The organism is Arthrobacter sp. Ms25 (assembly GCF_059090365.1).
Genome location: NZ_JBNHFP010000001.1, coordinates 280,061 through 296,588, shown reverse-complemented (window position 1 = coordinate 296,588; position 16,528 = coordinate 280,061). Strand labels below are relative to the sequence as shown.

The following is a 16,528-nucleotide window of genomic DNA, read 5'->3' as shown; positions in this document are numbered from 1 at the left end:
TGGTGTGCAGAGGAGTAGTAAGCAACAACGACGTTAGTGCAGAGGAGTGCGGAAAAACCAGTGCTCAGCACTCGTCCGCACAACTGCGAGAACAGGCGGCCAGTCGTGCAGGCGAGTAGGGAAAATGACAGGATGTTTGGAACACGCACCGCGAATAGATCGTGTGCACGGAAACGGTGGTGGTCTCAACCGGTCAACGCACCGCCCGTGATCGGATATGAAAGTGATGGGAATGGTGCGTGATTATGGGTTTACTGCTGAGCAGCAGGATCAGCTATGGAAACACTGGCGACGTGGAGACTCTCTACGGTCGATCGCCAGGAACCTGGGTACGAATACTCAACGAGTAAGGAGCTTCCTGCTGCAGTCCGGTGGTATCCGGTTGCCGGCATCGAAGCGCAGTGACAGGCACCTGTCGATGGCTGACAGAGAGGAAATATCCCGGGGTATCGCCGCCGGCCACTCAGCCGCCGTCATCGCGGAAAGCTTGGGGCGTGCGGCCTCAACGGTGTCGAGGGAGATTCGCCGCAATGGCGGGCGTGAGAACTACCGTGCTGTGAGCGCCGATCAGCGCGCGGTGTTGCTGGCGAAGCGGCCAAAGCCGCAGCGCCTGGATGTGAACCATATGCTGCTCATCATGGTGGCCTTCAAGCTGGGGCAGGACTGGTCACCAGAGCACAGGCTCCTACGCCAATATCTGCCCAAGAACGGTGACCTTCGTCAGTTCAGCCCGCAGGACCTCAGTGAGATAGCAGACAGGATCAACACAAGACCACGAAAGGTACTGGACTGGGGAACGTCCTCAGATGCGTTCAATCCCTCAGTAAGGCCCGCGACTCCAGCCCTATAAGCGGATCCCTGACCGGACACGTAACCGGCTCGTTTGGCACTCCCAACTTTCCATGGCCCGGTCTCATGCTCGCCGATCGTCGCTCCACCATACGTATAGAAGCCAGACCGCCAGGACCCAAAGGAGTACCGCCAAGATGATGGTGGACGGCGACGGCCCACGACTGCATTCACCCGCCACGGCAACAAAATCAGTACAGGTTCCCGACCGCCAGAACATCGCCACAACGCCTGCAATCGAGGTCGCAATGGCAGCAAGTAGCCAGTTGAAACGACGTTTCCCCCGCTTGATCACGATTTCCTCCCGATGAGGCCTGCCGCTTTGACCTTGCTGTCCGCACAGTACGTTGTGCCACGGGCGGGGCATGTGCAAACTCTCAGTGCCGGCAGCGACATGGCGACGGTCCCTGAGGCGAAGCGGTGGCAGCACGTCGCGCTGAAGGACCGACTTATGAGACGTTCTTGTTTCGAAGCTGAGCCGGGGCGTGGTTCGGGAAGTCCTGCCCTCCGATTCTTCCCGGCTCGCAGAACGCCGTGATGAACCCTTGAACTTCAGAGATCAATTGCTCATGAGTCATCTGCAGCGTCGGCTCGGCAGGGGCGGACTCTGACCCCGCACCAAGTCGGCTCACAGCGAAGCCGTAGGATCCGGCGGCGGGGCCGTTCAGCCAGGAGAAGTGGTAGCTGGGCCTCCCGTCGGGTTCCATGGTCGGTCACTAACCGCTAAAAAGACCGGGCCATTTCTTTCTACGGTTCACAGGTTGCGGGAACGGCAGGTGTCGTAGATGTGGGACCAGGGCCGTAGTTTTTCGTATGCCCCGCTGGCGGCCAAGACATCACCGTCACCGTATCGACGGCCCTGGATTTGCATCCCCACCGGGAGACCGTCTATCAGGCCTGCGGGAATCGAAGCCGCCGGATGTCCGGTGTAGTTGGTGACATAGGTGGGACACCAACCGATGTACGGATCGACCTCTATGCCTTCCACTTCGGCGGGGCCGACTGTGGTCCCCGGATCTTTCGCGTTTAGAACCGGCATCGCGCTAAGGGTCGGAGTGACTAGGAGGTCGAAGTCTGTATAGACCGTCTGCACCGCGTCGTAGACGGCCGTGCGCATCACATAGTCCTCGTTGACCTCGGCCGTCGACATCCCATACACATGGTCGACCCAGCGCAGGTAACCCTCGGGGAAGTCCTCGCGGTGATTAGCCAGGAGGTCGAGACCGTTGCGCTTGAAGTTCTCGAAGGTGTCAATGTTGACCAGCATGATCTGCCTGCACCACAGATCGCTGAGCTGTTGCTGTTCGTATGGCATATGGAAATCGATTTCCTCCACTATCGCTCCGGCGTCGCGGAAAACCTGTACCGCCTGGTCGATGGCCTCCCGGATTCGACGGTCGACGGGGAAAACCCCAAGGTCAGGGCTGTAAGCGATCCTCATCCCTGTGATATCTCTGCCCACATCGGTCGTGAAGTCGTGCGGACCATCATCGAGACTGAAGACGTCGCGCGGGTCATGGCCGGAGATGGCGTTAAGGACGAGAGCAGCATCCTCAACATTGCGGGTGAGTGGACCTTCGAACAGGAACGGCATGGTGCTGCCAAAGCCATTGGGTCGCACCACCGAGGGGACCCTGCCGAAGGACGCCTTGTAGCCGTAAAGCCCGCACCAGGCGGCGGGAATACGTATGGACCCTCCGCCGTCCGTTCCCTCAGCGAACGGCAACAACCCGTCAGCCACCGCAGCCGCGCTACCGCCGGAAGACCCACCTGTGTTTCTGGAAGTGTCGAAGGGGTTACATGTGGCACCAAACAGCGGGTTGTCGCAGGTGCCGCGGTAACCCATGACCGGGGAGTTCGTTTTACCCACGATGACTGCTCCCGCGGTCTCCACCCGTTCTGCGAATAGGCAGTAGGTGTCCAGCGTGAAGTCCTTTAACGCACGTACCCCTCCAAACGTCGCAGGCCAACCAGGCTTGAAGTCAAACAGGTCTTTGATGGCGGTAGGCACGCCGTGAAGTGCACCCAGTTCGGCACCGGCTAATACTGCCTTATCCGCTTCCCGGGCGGCTTCCCTCGCATCATCGAAACCCTTGTACACAAAGGCATTGATACTCGGATTGCGCTTCTCTATACGGTTGATGCACACATCGATGAGCTCGGTCGAGGTCACCTCTCGCTCCCGGACGCGTCTTGCGAGTTCGGAAGCACTGACGTAGGCAAAATCGGACTCCGCGAGCATGGTGCCTCCTATAACGTGACGGCGTTGTCGCTCGGCATCCTATATGGGGCTTTTGTCATTATCTAGAAAACAAGATCCGGGTGGCGGCAAAGAGGTGGGGCCACCGTCGAGCGCACGCACTGATGCCCGCGTCCGGCGCATGTGCCTATTTCGCAGGCGCTGCAGCCGCGGTCTTCGCAAGTGAGGATCCTTCAGAGGGCAGTTAAGCCTGTGTTTGCGTATTCATCTGCGTTGAGCCACTTAGCCCTCACGTGAACGGCCGAGAGCTCGTATCCGAGCTGCTCATAGAACCTGATAACCGGGCTGTTGTCGCTGCGGATCCTGAGCTGCACCTTTACAGCACCACGTTCAATCCAATGTTCGCCGGCCAGCCGCAATCTAGGCCAGGGCCTGTTTCCACGCGTCCTGGTTGCGTACGACATAGTCAGCCGCAGAGTGCCAGTGCGCGCCGTGTCCGTTGACGTACATGTCGGCCCAGGGCTGGAATCCGGTTTCATGTGAGGACTTCAGCAACTCGTGCATCGCCGCCGTCCTCTTTCCCAGGGCCTCGGGCAACGCTTCCCGTAGGATCTCGTCAGCCCCATAACCGTCGACAACAGCGCGGAGCCTGGCAGCTGCCTCTGGAACCGGTTGGCCTTCAACGAGCATGCCAAAGGACTGCGCTGCATATGCGAGGTCCCAGAGGCGCGTGCTCGGACCCGCCGCGTCCCAATCTATGAACACCCATCGTTCACCCATAACGAGGTTCCAGGGAGCCAAGTCGTTATGGCACATCAGGTTCGGATTCTCCGCTGGAAGCAAAACGTTCCATCCGGTCGTATCCGGGAGTTCAAATCCTTCGCTGGCATCGTGAATCCGGCGAATCAAACGTCCGACCCGCACGAGGTCATCTTGTCCCAGGGGCAACCGGTTCATCGCAGAGATGCCCTCAACGTACTCGGTGACCTGCCGCCCAGCGTGATCCTTGCCCAGGGGTTTGGGAACATCAACGCCAGCGATGCCTAGAGCCTTCAGGTACTCCTGGACAGTGGCGGAGTTTTGCAGCCACGGTTTGCGTACCGTATCCCCAACACGAACCACACTGCCGGAAGCGTTTCCGCCTGCAAGTTTTTCCGCTTCCTCATTCACCAGAAGAACACTACTGGGTGCGGTTCACTGCCGCCTACGCTGCCACGCGGACGTTCCGGGAGCGGGTGATGCAGGACGAGAGCGGCGAGGGAACCACCGGCGTCGACGACCGTTATGCCCAGCGCTACTTCGAGAACATTAGCGCGGAGATCATAGGCGCCGGGATGTTCGTTCTGCACGCGAACCCGGACGACGCGGTGGTGACGTACGTATCGGGGACGGCCTTAACGCAGGAACGCCCCGCCAAACGGCGGGGCGCTCCTGCGGTCACGAACGGACTAGATGGTTGCCGCGTCAATAACGAAGCGGTACCGCACGTCCGACTTCAGCACACGCTCGTAGGCGGTGTTGATGTCCTTGGCGTCGATCAGTTCAACCTCGGGGGCAATGCCGTGCTCGGCGCAGAAGTCCAGCATTTCCTGGGTCTCGCCGATACCGCCGATGTTCGAGGCTGCGTAGGAGCGACGCTGGCCCATCAGGTTGAAGACGGAGATCGGCAGAGGTTCGGGCGGAGCACCCACGCTGACCATGGTGCCGTCCAGGCGCAGCAGCGAGAGGTACTGCTGCAGGTCGATCGGGGCGCTGACCGTGTTGATGATCAGGTCGAACGTGTTCTGCAGCTTCTCGAACGTGCTCTCATCGCTGGTCGCGTAGTAGTCCTTCGCACCGAAACGCAATCCGTCATCCTGCTTGCTCAGCGTCTGGGACAGGACGGTCACGTCGGCGCCCATGGCGACGGCGATCTTCACGGCCATGTGGCCGAGGCCGCCCATGCCGACGACGGCGACGCGCTTGCCGGGTCCGGCGTTCCAGTGTGCCAGGGGCGAGTAGGTGGTGATGCCGGCGCAGAGCAGCGGGGCTGCTGCTTCATACGAGATGCTCTCCGGGACACGAAGCACGAAGTCATCGTTGACCACTACAGAGGTGGCGTAGCCGCCCTGGGTGATGGTTCCGTCAACGTCCTTGCTGGCGTACGTGCCGACGTTGCCGTTGAGGCAGTAGTTCTCCATACCGGCCTTGCAGTTTTCACACTCGCGGCAGGAGTTGACCATGCAGCCCACGCCCACGCGGTCGCCGACCTTATGCGTCGTGACCTCTGCACCCACCTCGGCTACAGTGCCGACGATTTCGTGCCCAACAACCTGCGGGTACGCGATGGGTCCCCATTCGCCGCGGACGGTGTGGATGTCCGAGTGGCAGACACCGGCGTAGGCGATGTCGATGAGGACGTCATGCGGGCCGACCTCGCGGCGTTCGATCGTGGTGGGGACCAGCGGATCGGTGGCGGATGTGGCTGCGTAAGCGCGTGCGGTAGTCATATTTCTCCAAGCTGTGGGGGAACAGTGCCAAAGGGCACTTAAGGCATAAGTCCGATCCGGCGTCGTTTATTTCCGCTGGAAGCGGACGACGGCGTCGGGCCGCTTCGGTTTCGAGCCCAGCCGCCGGTACGCCAGGCCGATGCCGGCGCAGATCAGGTAGGCGGCACAGATGGACAGCCACCCGGAGAGGAAGCCGCCGGAGAACTGGAGCAGCAGGCCCATGCCCAGCGGACCCAGTGCGAATCCGGTGTACATGCCCAGCGACACCGCTCCCGACGCCGCCCCCACCCGCTCCGGGGGCACTTCGCGGAGCACGCCGGCCATCACCACTACGTTCACGCCGAGCACGGAGGCGCCGTGGAAGACGACGCCGACCCAGAGCAACAGCGGCGCGCCGGTCTGTCCTGCGGCGAGGAGCAGGGTTGCGCCGCAGACCGCGCCGGCGGCCAGGATCAGCAGCAGGGTGGAGGCGCGCACGCCGTCGGCCATCCGCCGCCCCCAGAGCACCCGGGAGGTCACCCCGACGACGCCGGCCACCGCCGCGGTGACGCCGCCCATCAGGAGCGAAAAGCCGATCTCGCGCTGCGCAAACAGCGGCAGGTACACGTTGGTGGCCTGCATGCCCGCACCGGAAAACAGGGCGAACGCCGCCAGCAGCCAGACCGATGCGGGGAATTTCCGGTCCGCGGGTTGCCGGGGTGCCGTCGTTGAGACCCGGCGCGGTTCGGGCGGAAGCCTAAACCAGGCGTAGGCCAGCAGCAGGAACAGGACCAGAACGGCTCCGACGGCGGCCCCGCGCCATCCGGCGACCAGGGCCGCCGCCGGGAAAAAGAGGCTGGAGAAGAGCTGGCTCGCCTGCACCCCGGACTGCTTGACGCCCATCCAGCCGGGCCGTTTGCCGGGTTCCACCGCGTGGATGATGATCCGGTTCGTCGTTGGGTTGGAGATGGCCTGCGCCGGGCCGGAAAGCAGGACGGCGGCCAGCAACCACAGGTAGTTGCCGGACAGGGCCGCGAAACCGAGCGCCAGCCCGGTGCCGCCGAAGATGATCAGCAGCTGGGACCGGGCGCTGATCCGGTCGCTCAACCGGCCCAGCCACATGGAGGACACCGCAGCTCCGGCGAAGCAGGTGGCCGCCAGTACCCCGAACTGCGCTTCGCTGATCCCCAGGTCCGCCATGATCAGCGTGCTTGTGGCGGAGAGCCCGTAGTTCATCATCGGGCCGGCGCCCATGGCGCAGACCAGCACAAACAGCAGGCCCGGTCCGGCGGTGGAGCGCACGCTTATCCCTTCGTGGAGTGACACGGACCATTGTGGCCTGAGAACGGTAAAGTTACCGACTGCGACCGCCGGGACGCCGGATATCATTGGTGGGCGCAGTATCTCCTTCTGCCGGCTGACGCCCCCCACTTCACCTCAAGGAACCCGAACCCGTTGAACAGGAAATCACTCTGAACAAGAAATCACTCAAGGCCAACGGGTTCACCGGATTCCGGCCCATCGACGGCCTGGACATCAACCGGATCCCGCAGCGTCAGGGCATTTTCGCCGTGCTGCGGCCCGAGGGGTTCGAACTGCGGTTCCTCAAGGAAAGCACGGCCGGGGTGTTCAAAAAGAAGAAGCCGACCCTGTCGCGGGAGGAGCTCGCCGCCGAGTGGGTGGCGGATGCGGACGTGCTGTTTCTCGGCAAGGCCGGCGCCGGCAGCCAGGGCAACCGCGGTCTGCGCCGGCAGATCTCCGAATTCGTGGACTTCGGCAGGGGAAAGCCGCCGGGGCACTGGGACGGCCGGCTGATCTGGCAGCTGGCCGATGCAGAGGATCTTCTGGTGGCCTGGAAGGAACTGCCGCCCGAAGAACTCAACACCACCCTCGCGGACTGCCAGGCGGAGTTTGTCCGTGTGTACGGCAGACTCCCCTTCGCCAACCTCGTCCAGGCGAGGGCCTAGGAGCTGTCATTCCTGCCTGGAGATGGGTGCCAGCTCGGCTACAAGCACGGAGAGCCTTCCCGCCGGGACCGCACGAGCTCCTCGGCGGGAAGGCCTACAATTAAATGAACCGGTGGTGTGCCCGGCAGGCCCTCCGGTTCCAATAGGTCCGTCTTTCTCCCATCCTGGTGATGTAAGTGACCCTCGTGCGTACTGATTCTTCCTACTCACGGTCCGTAGCACCCGCTCGCCGCCTTTTGCCGCTGTCCTCGCGCGGCCTGCTCATTGACTGGGATCCCGCGACCTACCGCCAAACGCTGGAGCGGTTTGCCGCGGACCGGCCGGTCGCAGTCCCCCACCCGGAGGCCGGTACGGGCTCGCCGTTTCCCTTCCGCCTCTGGGTTCTGGGCGCCGATGTTCCGCCGCCGATCATGCTGCACCCGCACTGGGAGCAGGCACTGGCGGGTTTCATCCGGGAACAGGCCCGGGGGTGCCGCTGGGTGCCGGGAACCGCAACTACAAGGACCGCAACCCGAAGTGTGAGGTCGCCGTGGCGCTCACGCACCTGCGCGTGCTTGCCGGGGAACGGAGCCCGGAAGAGCTTCAGGCCATCGCTTGCGGGCTGGAACTGCCCTGGCTGCGCTCCTATCTTTCCTTCCGCCATGAGACTGCTATCCATTCCGTGCTCCGCATGACGCCCTCCGAAACCGCAGCTGCACTGCGGGAAACAGCCGACGCCGTGGACCGGGGCCAGCACGCCGAGGGGCCGGCGGCCCAGGCGGTCGCCGTAGTACTCCGGCTGCAGCAGCTTTTCCCCCACGACCGCGGCATCCTGCTGGCGATCTGCATGCAGCTGATCGAGCTGGATCCCGGGCAGGCAGCAGTGATACCCCCGGGGTGCCTGCATACCTATCTGTCCGGCCAGGCAGTGCTGGTGACGGGCACTTCCGACAATGCGCTGCAGGCCGGCCTGGCCAACGGGTACGTGGACCTCTGCGAACTGCAGCTCCTGACGGGCGCAGGACAGCCGCAGCCTTCTCCCCTTCCCGTGCTCGAGTCCAGCGAGGGCGAGCAGCGCATTCCACTCTGGGGCGAGGACATGGACCTGCGGCGGGTAGTAGTAGGCGATGACCCCAAGCCCGTCCGCTTGGGTCCATTCAGCGTAGTGCTGGCCGCGATAAAGCCCGCGGGCATCAGGGTGGACGAGGTCACGGCGGACATCGAACCCGAAGCGAAGATTCTGTACGCGGGGGAGCCCGTGGAGGCCACGGTCACGGGGCCGTCCCAGGTATTCGTGGCGTCAAAGCTGTGACTGGGGTTCGCGCCACCAAAGAATTGCCTTCTGCGAAAGCCACAAGACTCGCAAGCAGCCACTCAGTATGTGCGAGATAACTTAGTTCAGGCCCGCGCCTAGTTCCCCTAGGGGCTTGTGCCCCTTCGGACCGCCAGTGCGGGCCGCCCGTCCCGGAGCACGCATCCCCGCATTTCTCAGCGTGTCCCCCCATAAGATGCGGGCACCAGGTCCATTCGGGCTTCGCCGCTCTTGACCAGTTGAAGAATCGCGTCGGCGACGTTTTCCGGAACGTCGAATTCGACTCCGGCGGTCATTGCCTCGGCCTCAGCGCGGCCTGCGCGGATCGACGTAAGGAACTCGGTGCGGGTCGCGAACGGTATCAGCGTAGAGACGGTAATCCCCGTGCCGTCGAGTTCATTGCGGGCAACAGCGGACAGCCGCTCAAGGGCAATTTTGGAAGCAACATACCCGGCCGTCCCCCGTTCATCGGCGAAGGTTGTACCTGAACTGATGTTGATGATCCTGCCAACATGCCGACGTCGCATAATCGGCAGCACAGCCTGCATTAACGCCAGTGGCGCTATGAGGTTTAGTTCCAGTACCGCCCGGAAGTCTTCGAGTTCGATCGACTCCGTTCTGGCCTGAATGCCCTGACCAGCATTGTTCACGAGGACGTCAATCCGTCCGAACCGATCCAGCGCAGTCTGCACCAGCAGGTCGATCTGTTCGCGGTCCGTCACGTCACAGCCGACAGCAACGCTTGCCCCGCCCAATTCATCGGCAAGCTCCCTGATGCGACCTTCACGGCGTGCGGCTAGAACCAAACGTGCTCCGGCCCGTGATGCCGCACGCGCTGTCGCAGCGCCAATGCCTGACGACGCTCCGGTAATGACCACAACCGCATCTTGGATTTCCATCGTTGCTCCTTATTGACCACCACTTGTCCATATCCCAGTCACACATACGATACTGCCTAGTAGCGTAATTGCACAGAGCATATGCTGCTGGGAATGAGCACCTATGAAGCAGCTTCCGCGGACCAGTCCGGAACGATCCGTCAGCGGAAGGGACGGCCGTACGACCACGCAACCGATGCGTTGATACTGGCAGCCACACTCGACCTTCTCTCCGAGCGGGATTATGAACGTGTCACATTGGATGAAGTTTCCCTGCGTTCTGGTAAACCGAAATCCACCCTGTACCGGAGATGGATGTCCAAAGAGGACCTTGTCTTGGCAGTGGTCCGCACCGTTGGCCGCCCCCCTGAGTCGGATCTACTACCGGATTTGGGAAGCCTGAGAGCGGATTTACTTGCAGTGGTCAATTCTTCGTGGCTCGGGGGTCCGGACCGGCGGCTGGCAATCTTCACTGGCCTCGCCTCCGCTTCACGGAGGTCGAAGAAGATCGCGGCCCTGGTTCTCGCCGAGGTCACGGAACCTTATATCGAGGTGTATCTGCGGTTGTTGTACCGCGCTCTGGAAAGAGGGGACGTTCCCGCCGATCGGGCCGCCGCTATCCCCATCCTGGCGGAGGTCATTCCGGCTCTCAGCACGCAGCGGTTGAACTCCCGCCAACAGGTTGACCGGGACTTTTTCGTCTCGGTCATCGACTCCGTCGTGCTCCCCGCGCTAAACCACCCGCCGGGTGCGGCATAGTTTCGTAGCGGCGAAAGCTACCGGACCTCGAACCCGGCGTCGCGGATGGCCTGCTTCACCTGATGAATCGCGTCATCCGGACCGAAGTGGAACACCGAGGCAGCCAGCACGGCGTCGGCCCCGGCAATCACGGCGGCCGGGAAGTGCTCCGGCTTGCCGGCCCCGCCGGAGGCAATCAGCGGAACGTCCACGGCGGCGCGGACGGCCCGAATCATCTCGATGTCGAAGCCCTCCCGGGTGCCGTCGGCGTCGATGGAGTTCAGCAGGATCTCCCCCACGCCGCGATCGGCGGCTTCCTTGGCCCAGGCCACGGCATCGATTCCGGTGCCGGTGCGCCCGCCGTGGGTGGTGACCTCGAAGCCCGACGGCGTGGCGCCGTCGGGCGTGCGCCGGGCGTCCACGGAAAGGGTCAGCACCTGCGAACCGAAGTGCCGGGTGATTTCGTCGATCACGTCCGGGCGGGCGACGGCGGCGGTGTTGATGGAGGCCTTGTCCGCACCGTAGCGCAGCAGCCGGTCCACGTCCGCGATGGTACGCACTCCCCCGCCGACGGTCAGCGGAATGAAGACCTCTTCGGCGGTGCGGGCCACGACGTCGAACGTGGTGTCGCGGTTGCCCGAGGACGCAGTGACGTCCAGGAAGGTCAGCTCGTCGGCACCGGCACGGTCGTACCGGTGCGCGAGTTCCACCGGGTCGCCGGCGTCGCGCAGGCCCTCGAAGTTGATCCCCTTGACCACGCGGCCGGCGTCGACGTCCAGGCACGGGATCACACGGATGGCAACACTCATGGCATGTCCCTTCCCTAGATCCGGCAGGCGTGGATGCTGCTGACCAGGATGGCGCGGGCGCCGATGTCGTAGAGCTCGTCCATGATCCGGTTGGTTTCGGACTTCTTGATCATGGAGCGTACGGCTACCCAGTCGCTGTTCTGCAGCGGGGAGACGGTGGGCGATTCCAGGCCCGGGGTCAGGGCGGCGGCCTGCTCCACGAGGTCCTTGCGGATGTCGTAGTCCATCATCACGTACTGGCGTGCCACCAGCACGCCGCGCAGGCGACGGATGAGCACGTCGACGCCGGCCGGGTTGGCACCGGGGCGGCCGATGAGCACGGCCTCGGACTTCAGGATCGGTTCGCCGAAGATTTCCATTCCGGCTGCGCGCAGGGTGGTGCCGGTTTCGACGACGTCGGCAATCGCGTCCGCGACGCCGAGGCGCACGGAGGATTCCACGGCGCCGTCGAGCCGGACCACGGAGGCGTTGATGCCGCGTTCGAACAGGTAGGAACGCAGCAGGCCGTCGTAGCTGGTGGCCAGACGCTTGCCGTCGAGCTGGTCGATGGAGGAGAAGTCTCCCACCGGACCGGCGAAGCGGAACGTGGAGGCGCCGAAGCCGAGGCTCAGCAGTTCTTCGGCGTCCACCTGCGCGTCGAGGAACAGGTCGCGGCCGGTGATGCCGACGTCGAGCGTTCCGGCACCCACGTAGACGGCGATGTCGCGGGGGCGGAGGAAGAAGAACTCGACCTCGTTGTCGGGGTCCACCATGACCAGTTCGCGGGTGTCGCGGCGCTGGCGGTAGCCCGCCTCGTTGAGCATGGCGGAGGCGGATTCGGACAGGGCACCCTTGTTGGGTACGGCTACACGGAGCATGGGAGCATCTTTCGCTGGAAGTTCGTTTGGGAAAAGGTTCGACCGGCGGGCCACACGCTGAAAGTCAGCGCGCGGCTAGAGATGCTTGTAGACGTCCTGCAGGGTCAGGCCTTTGGCCAGCATCAGGACCTGGAGGTGGTAGAGCAGCTGGGAGATTTCTTCGGCGCATTCGGCATCGGATTCGTATTCGGCGGCCATCCACACTTCGGCGGCCTCCTCAACAACCTTCTTACCGATGCCATGCACGCCCGACTCGAATTCGGCCACGGTGCGTGACCCGGCGGGGCGGTCCTGAACTTTCCGGCTCAGCTCGGCAAAGAGGTCTTCGAAGGTTTTCACAGTGCAAGGGTACGCTGTGCCGCCGGGTGGGGCGGAATCGTGGGGCGTGGTGTGACGGGATGGTCATTTATGCCCCTCGCCGGAAGTAGATCTCCTGTGCCTAACCGTAAGTAGCCCGGCGTCAATGCCCTCCACCTGTTTGTATAGTTTCATGACGCAGTCACGCCCTGATGCGCATGACAATGCCCAGCCACCCCCGGATTCAACGGTTCGGTGTGCATCGGCAACAAGCCTGCCATGCCACCCCAGACTCGATCGACTGTTTGAAATCTTGAGGGCGGAGAACATGCCTCGCTCGTTTTACATCGCGTGATAACCCGGCTCCTTGGCTCTTTTACCGCAAAATAGTCCGGGATCGCCTCCTCCAGCAGATCCTGCGGCATGCAGGTAACAGCATCTAGGCTCAGGAAAATCGAGCGAGATACTCGAGCAGGGTCGCGCGTTCCCCAATCGGCAGACGGGCCGCAACGTAGCCGTCGGGACGAATCAGAATCATCTCATCCTCAGCAGGGCCATAAATGCGCTTGGCGTTACCTTCCGTGTCAATCAGCGCCGCCCCGATGGTGTGCACATGAACCAACTCCGAGTCGTGGGCTCCGAGAACATCCGCACTGTCGGTGAAGGCAAGGAGTGTCCAGTGGGTGCCACGAAGCAGATCAAACAGACTTCCCGCGAAGGCTCGGCCCTGCAGGCCAGGAACGTCGGGTGCGCGGTCCCCGGGCATGACTGGAGCCCGCATTCCTTTCTGCAGGGGAATAGTCAGGGTGCTGCCGGGGTATCCGATGGGGAGCCCTGTAGTGACGTCGTCTGCGATGCTGCCGAGCGCCGGGGAAAGGCCCTTTTCGGCGGACTCCGTCACCGCGCCCAGGGTCTTTTGCATTTTCCGGGTGGAATCCTCGAGGACGGCACGGGCGACCGGGATGCGCTCGGCTCCGTAGGTATCGAGAATTTCGTCGGCAGCGCCGCCCAAGACGGCGGCGAGTTTCCAGCCAAGGTTGTATGCGTCCTGAATTCCAGTGTTCATGCCCTGCCCGCCGGCTGGCGAGTGGACGTGAGCTGCGTCTCCCGCCAGGAACGCCCGGCCGCTGCGGTAGTACTCGACCATACGGACGTTGACACGGTAGGTAGACAGCCAGGTTGCGCTGGTCAGGGTGACTCTTCCGTGCCCAACCCGGGAGTCGAACAACGCCTGATATGACGCCAGTGACGGCTTAACTGGCTCTTCGCCCGGGCGGATCGGACTCTGGAATTGCCACAGGTTCGTTCCGGGCAACGGGGTAAGCCCCACCATGCCCTGAGCGGAGGTCCATATGTGCATGACATCACGGTCCAAGCCCGGGACGGTAACGTCGCCAAGGTACCAGCGCTGGTTCTCGTAGGTCACACCTTCAAGAGGTAAGCCGATTTGCTTACGGATGCTGCTCTTGCCCCCGTCTGCCGCGACGACAAAGCGCGTCCGCACCTCTTCAACATTGCCCGCGGTGCTCAGATGCACCAAGGCTCCGTCGGCGTCCTGGCTCACGAAGGTTGCTTCCGTGCCGAATTCGACACGCTTCCCGAAATCGGCAAGACGATGGCGGAGTGCGGCGTCGACGTCGAACTGGGCAATCCAGATCGGATCAGGATACGGAGTCGAGAACGCATCATTAGCCCTGACAGACATGGCCGGCTTGTCGACTACTGCACCCGAGGGGTCATGGAATCTCATAGGAAGATCGATAACGCCGATCCGAAGCACATCACCGACCGCACCGAGATCGTCAAGGATCTCCAGTGCCCGGGGCTGAATGGTCTTAGCTTTGGAAGCGAGGCTGGGCCCGGATCCGCGATCGACGATGCGAACCTCGATGTTTCGTCTGGCGAGGTCGGCCGCGAGCGTCAAGCCCACGGGCCCGGCGCCGATAATCACGACATCGACGGATATTGTGCTCATAGTTTTCTCTCCTTGGCCGGCATAAGATTTGTAAACTACACCGTATAGTGTGATTAACAAGCTAAAGGAGGCAAAGGTCTTATGACAACAAACCCCGAGTACAGCCCCGGCCGCCGAGGGCGCTCTGATGCAAAGCGGACGGCTATCCTGGGCGCGGCGCAGACGCTCTTCCTGGCAGACGGGTACGACCGCACGAGCACCGATGCGATCGCCCTGCTGGCCGGGGTGTCCAAGCGAACTGTCTACGACCACTTCGGCACCAAGGAAGGGCTCTTCGCAGCAGTCACGTCCAGAGCGACGTCGGCACTCTCCGCAAGCCTGACAAGTGCGCTGGAGGAGGAATTTCCGGAGGGGTGTGATCCGGGCCCGTCATTGCTGGCTTTCGCTCGCCGGGTGGCCACGGAAACGTTCGGGTCCTCCGAATACGTCCTGTTCCGAAAGCTCCTTGCGGCGGCCGGTCCTTCTGCAGCGTACTCCGGCGAAGATAAACCTGAGACGCTCCTCGTGAACCGTTTTGCGGCCTTCGACCGCGCCGGGACTCTTCAGGCGCCCAACGCCAAGAGGGCGACGGAACACTTCGTTGCCTTGACATTCCTGTTAGCGCTGGAGCTGTTGGAGCAGCATCCAAGTGCAGCGGAGCTCGACAGCGTCCTGGTGGACGGGGTCAATGCCTTCATGCGCGCCTACGCCCCCCGACAGTGACGCGGCGGGCAGCATCCGGACACGCCAATGGTGGGAAGCAGCCGGCATTGGCGGCTTCCGCCCACAGAGCGCACCGAACGCCGTCGCGTCCTACACCGTCATCAAGAACACCGCAGCGTAGCGGAGAGTACCCTGATAATCGCTGGTGCGTGTCGAAATTCCCTCCCCCGTTCCGTGATCGACGTCGACAGCTATGACCGCGCCCTCGAACTGGCCGGCGAGCTGTCCGCGGCGCCGGGATACGGCGGCAAACCGCTGCACGAGTGGCTGGAGCTGCGCCCCTTCCTTGCCGCGCCGATGACCATCACGGAGTGACCTGCCCGTGGACGACAGCCAGGTCCGGGCGCTCACCCCGCAGGTCATCGCCGTCCTCGTCCGCCGCGGAGCAGAGTTCGCGGCGGCCGAGGACGCGGTGCAGGATGCCCTGCTCGAAGCCCTCCGCACCTGGCCCGAGAATCCACCCCGGGATCCGAAGGGCTGGCTGGTCACCGCCGCGTGGCGGAAGTTCCTGGACGCCACGCGCGCTGAGGACTCCCGCCGCCGTCGTGAACTAAGGGTCGACGCCGAGCCCCCGCCCGGCGTCGTGAGCTCCACCGATGGCACGCTGCAGCTGTATTTCCTCTGCGCCCACCCTTCGCTGTCCCCGGCTTCCGCGGTGGCACTGACACTGCGCGCGGTGGGCGGGCTGACCACCCGGCAGATCGCCGCCGCATACCTGGTGGGCGAGGCGACCATGGCGCAGCGGATCAGCCGGGCCAAACGCACCGTCGCAAGCGTCCGCTTTGATACGCCCGGCGACGTGGCCACCGTGCTGCGCGTCCTGTATCTGGTGTTCAACGAGGGCTACTCGGGCGACGTCGACCTCGCCGCCGAAGCCATCCGACTCACCCGGCAGCTGGCGGTCGTCGTCGATCACCCGGAGGTACAGGGTCTGCTGGCGCTGATGCTGCTGCACCACGCCCGCCGGGCCGCACGGACCGACGACGGCGGCCGGCTCGTTCCCTTGGCACACCAGGACCACAGCCGCTGGGACACCCGGCTGATTAGCGAGGGCGTGGCTCTCCTGCAGCGGGCCCTGGCGCGCGACCGGCTGGGTGAATACCAGGCTCAGGCCGCCGTCGCTGCCCTGCACGCGGACGCGCAGAAGGCCGAGGAGACCGACTGGCCGCAGATCGTCGAATGGTATGACGAACTGGTCCGGCTCACGGGCAGCCCGGTCGCGAAGCTGAACCGCGCCGTCGCCGTCGGGGAAGCGGACGGGCCGCGTGCCGGCCTGGCCGCGCTGGCGGAACTGGATCCGTCGCTCCCCCGGCACACCGCGGCGCGGGCGTACCTGCACGAGCGCGGCGGCGACCCGGCGACTGCCGCGTGGCTCTATGCGGAGGCGGCGCTGCTGGCACCGAATCTGGCCGAACGCGAGCATCTGACGCTGCAGGCCTCGCGGCTGAATGCTGCCGTGCGGGACAGCTAGCGTTGCGCAGTGGCACTGATCCCGCC

The 16,528-nt window shown here is 63.6% G+C and carries 16 protein-coding genes; 7 read left to right on the top strand and 9 right to left on the bottom strand.

Features of this window, described 5'->3' with window-relative positions:
• Window positions 1-232 precede the first annotated feature (232 nt).
• Window positions 233-850, top strand: a complete 618-nt coding sequence (locus tag AC5RT8_RS01450; RefSeq protein ID WP_494093921.1) for a transposase — start codon at window positions 233-235, stop codon at window positions 848-850.
• A 753-nt stretch (window positions 851-1,603) separates the two neighbouring features.
• On the opposite strand, the gene AC5RT8_RS01445 is transcribed toward AC5RT8_RS01450, so the two are convergent.
• The 4 genes from AC5RT8_RS01445 to AC5RT8_RS01430 all read right to left on the bottom strand — a co-directional run bounded on the left by AC5RT8_RS01445 (window position 1,604) and on the right by AC5RT8_RS01430 (window position 6,843).
• A complete protein-coding gene (locus tag AC5RT8_RS01445) occupies window positions 1,604-3,091 on the bottom strand; it encodes an amidase (RefSeq protein ID WP_494093920.1) in 1,488 nt (495 codons plus the stop codon).
• Between the two features lie 378 nt (window positions 3,092-3,469).
• Window positions 3,470-4,219, bottom strand: a complete 750-nt coding sequence (locus AC5RT8_RS01440; protein ID WP_494093919.1) for a phosphotransferase — start codon at window positions 4,217-4,219, stop codon at window positions 3,470-3,472.
• A gap of 278 nt (window positions 4,220-4,497) precedes the next feature.
• Window positions 4,498-5,538, bottom strand: a complete 1,041-nt coding sequence (locus AC5RT8_RS01435; protein WP_494093918.1) for an NAD(P)-dependent alcohol dehydrogenase — start codon at window positions 5,536-5,538, stop codon at window positions 4,498-4,500.
• A gap of 66 nt (window positions 5,539-5,604) precedes the next feature.
• Window positions 5,605-6,843 (bottom strand): MFS transporter, encoded by a 1,239-nt coding sequence (locus AC5RT8_RS01430; RefSeq protein WP_494093917.1) that lies wholly within the window; start codon window positions 6,841-6,843, stop codon window positions 5,605-5,607.
• Window positions 6,844-6,983: 140 nt separating this feature from the next.
• On the opposite strand from AC5RT8_RS01430, the gene AC5RT8_RS01425 reads away from it, so the two are divergent.
• Window positions 6,984-7,484: a hypothetical protein gene (locus tag AC5RT8_RS01425; protein WP_494094512.1), complete on the top strand. Its 501-nt coding sequence runs from the start codon at window positions 6,984-6,986 to the stop codon at window positions 7,482-7,484.
• 469 nt (window positions 7,485-7,953) lie between these two features.
• Window positions 7,954-8,775, top strand: coding sequence for a cupin domain-containing protein (locus AC5RT8_RS01420; protein ID WP_494093916.1), 822 nt, complete (start codon window positions 7,954-7,956; stop codon window positions 8,773-8,775).
• A 176-nt stretch (window positions 8,776-8,951) separates the two neighbouring features.
• Here AC5RT8_RS01420 and AC5RT8_RS01415 read toward each other — a convergent pair whose 3' ends face one another.
• Entirely contained in the window at window positions 8,952-9,674 is a 723-nt protein-coding gene (locus tag AC5RT8_RS01415; protein ID WP_494093915.1) for an SDR family oxidoreductase, read from the bottom strand.
• A gap of 93 nt (window positions 9,675-9,767) precedes the next feature.
• Between AC5RT8_RS01415 and AC5RT8_RS01410 the strand changes: the two genes are divergently transcribed.
• Window positions 9,768-10,412 carry a TetR/AcrR family transcriptional regulator gene (locus tag AC5RT8_RS01410; protein ID WP_494093914.1) on the top strand — a complete coding sequence of 215 codons (645 nt, stop codon included), beginning with the start codon at window positions 9,768-9,770 and terminating at the stop codon, window positions 10,410-10,412.
• 17 nt (window positions 10,413-10,429) lie between these two features.
• Here the strand turns inward: AC5RT8_RS01410 and hisF are convergent, their stop codons facing one another.
• The 4 genes from hisF to AC5RT8_RS01390 all read right to left on the bottom strand — a co-directional run bounded on the left by hisF (window position 10,430) and on the right by AC5RT8_RS01390 (window position 14,329).
• A complete protein-coding gene (gene hisF / locus AC5RT8_RS01405) occupies window positions 10,430-11,200 on the bottom strand; it encodes an imidazole glycerol phosphate synthase subunit HisF (RefSeq protein ID WP_494093913.1) in 771 nt (256 codons plus the stop codon).
• Window positions 11,201-11,214: 14 nt separating this feature from the next.
• The gene (gene hisG / locus AC5RT8_RS01400; protein WP_494093912.1) at window positions 11,215-12,057 is read right to left on the bottom strand and encodes an ATP phosphoribosyltransferase; all 843 of its coding nucleotides are present in this window, start codon (window positions 12,055-12,057) and stop codon (window positions 11,215-11,217) included.
• 75 nt (window positions 12,058-12,132) lie between these two features.
• Window positions 12,133-12,396 carry a phosphoribosyl-ATP diphosphatase gene (locus AC5RT8_RS01395; RefSeq protein ID WP_146362223.1) on the bottom strand — a complete coding sequence of 88 codons (264 nt, stop codon included), beginning with the start codon at window positions 12,394-12,396 and terminating at the stop codon, window positions 12,133-12,135.
• A gap of 403 nt (window positions 12,397-12,799) precedes the next feature.
• Window positions 12,800-14,329, bottom strand: a complete 1,530-nt coding sequence (locus AC5RT8_RS01390) for an FAD-dependent oxidoreductase (protein ID WP_494093911.1) — start codon at window positions 14,327-14,329, stop codon at window positions 12,800-12,802.
• An 81-nt stretch (window positions 14,330-14,410) separates the two neighbouring features.
• On the opposite strand from AC5RT8_RS01390, the gene AC5RT8_RS01385 reads away from it, so the two are divergent.
• From AC5RT8_RS01385 to AC5RT8_RS01375, 3 genes are all read left to right on the top strand, one after another.
• Window positions 14,411-15,031: a TetR/AcrR family transcriptional regulator gene (locus tag AC5RT8_RS01385; protein ID WP_494093910.1), complete on the top strand. Its 621-nt coding sequence runs from the start codon at window positions 14,411-14,413 to the stop codon at window positions 15,029-15,031.
• A 174-nt stretch (window positions 15,032-15,205) separates the two neighbouring features.
• The gene (locus AC5RT8_RS01380; protein ID WP_494093909.1) at window positions 15,206-15,346 is read left to right on the top strand and encodes a hypothetical protein; all 141 of its coding nucleotides are present in this window, start codon (window positions 15,206-15,208) and stop codon (window positions 15,344-15,346) included.
• Between the two features lie 7 nt (window positions 15,347-15,353).
• Complete coding sequence (locus AC5RT8_RS01375) at window positions 15,354-16,502, top strand: RNA polymerase sigma factor (RefSeq protein WP_494093908.1); 1,149 nt, start codon at window positions 15,354-15,356, stop codon at window positions 16,500-16,502.
• The last annotated feature ends 26 nt before the right edge of the window (window positions 16,503-16,528 follow it).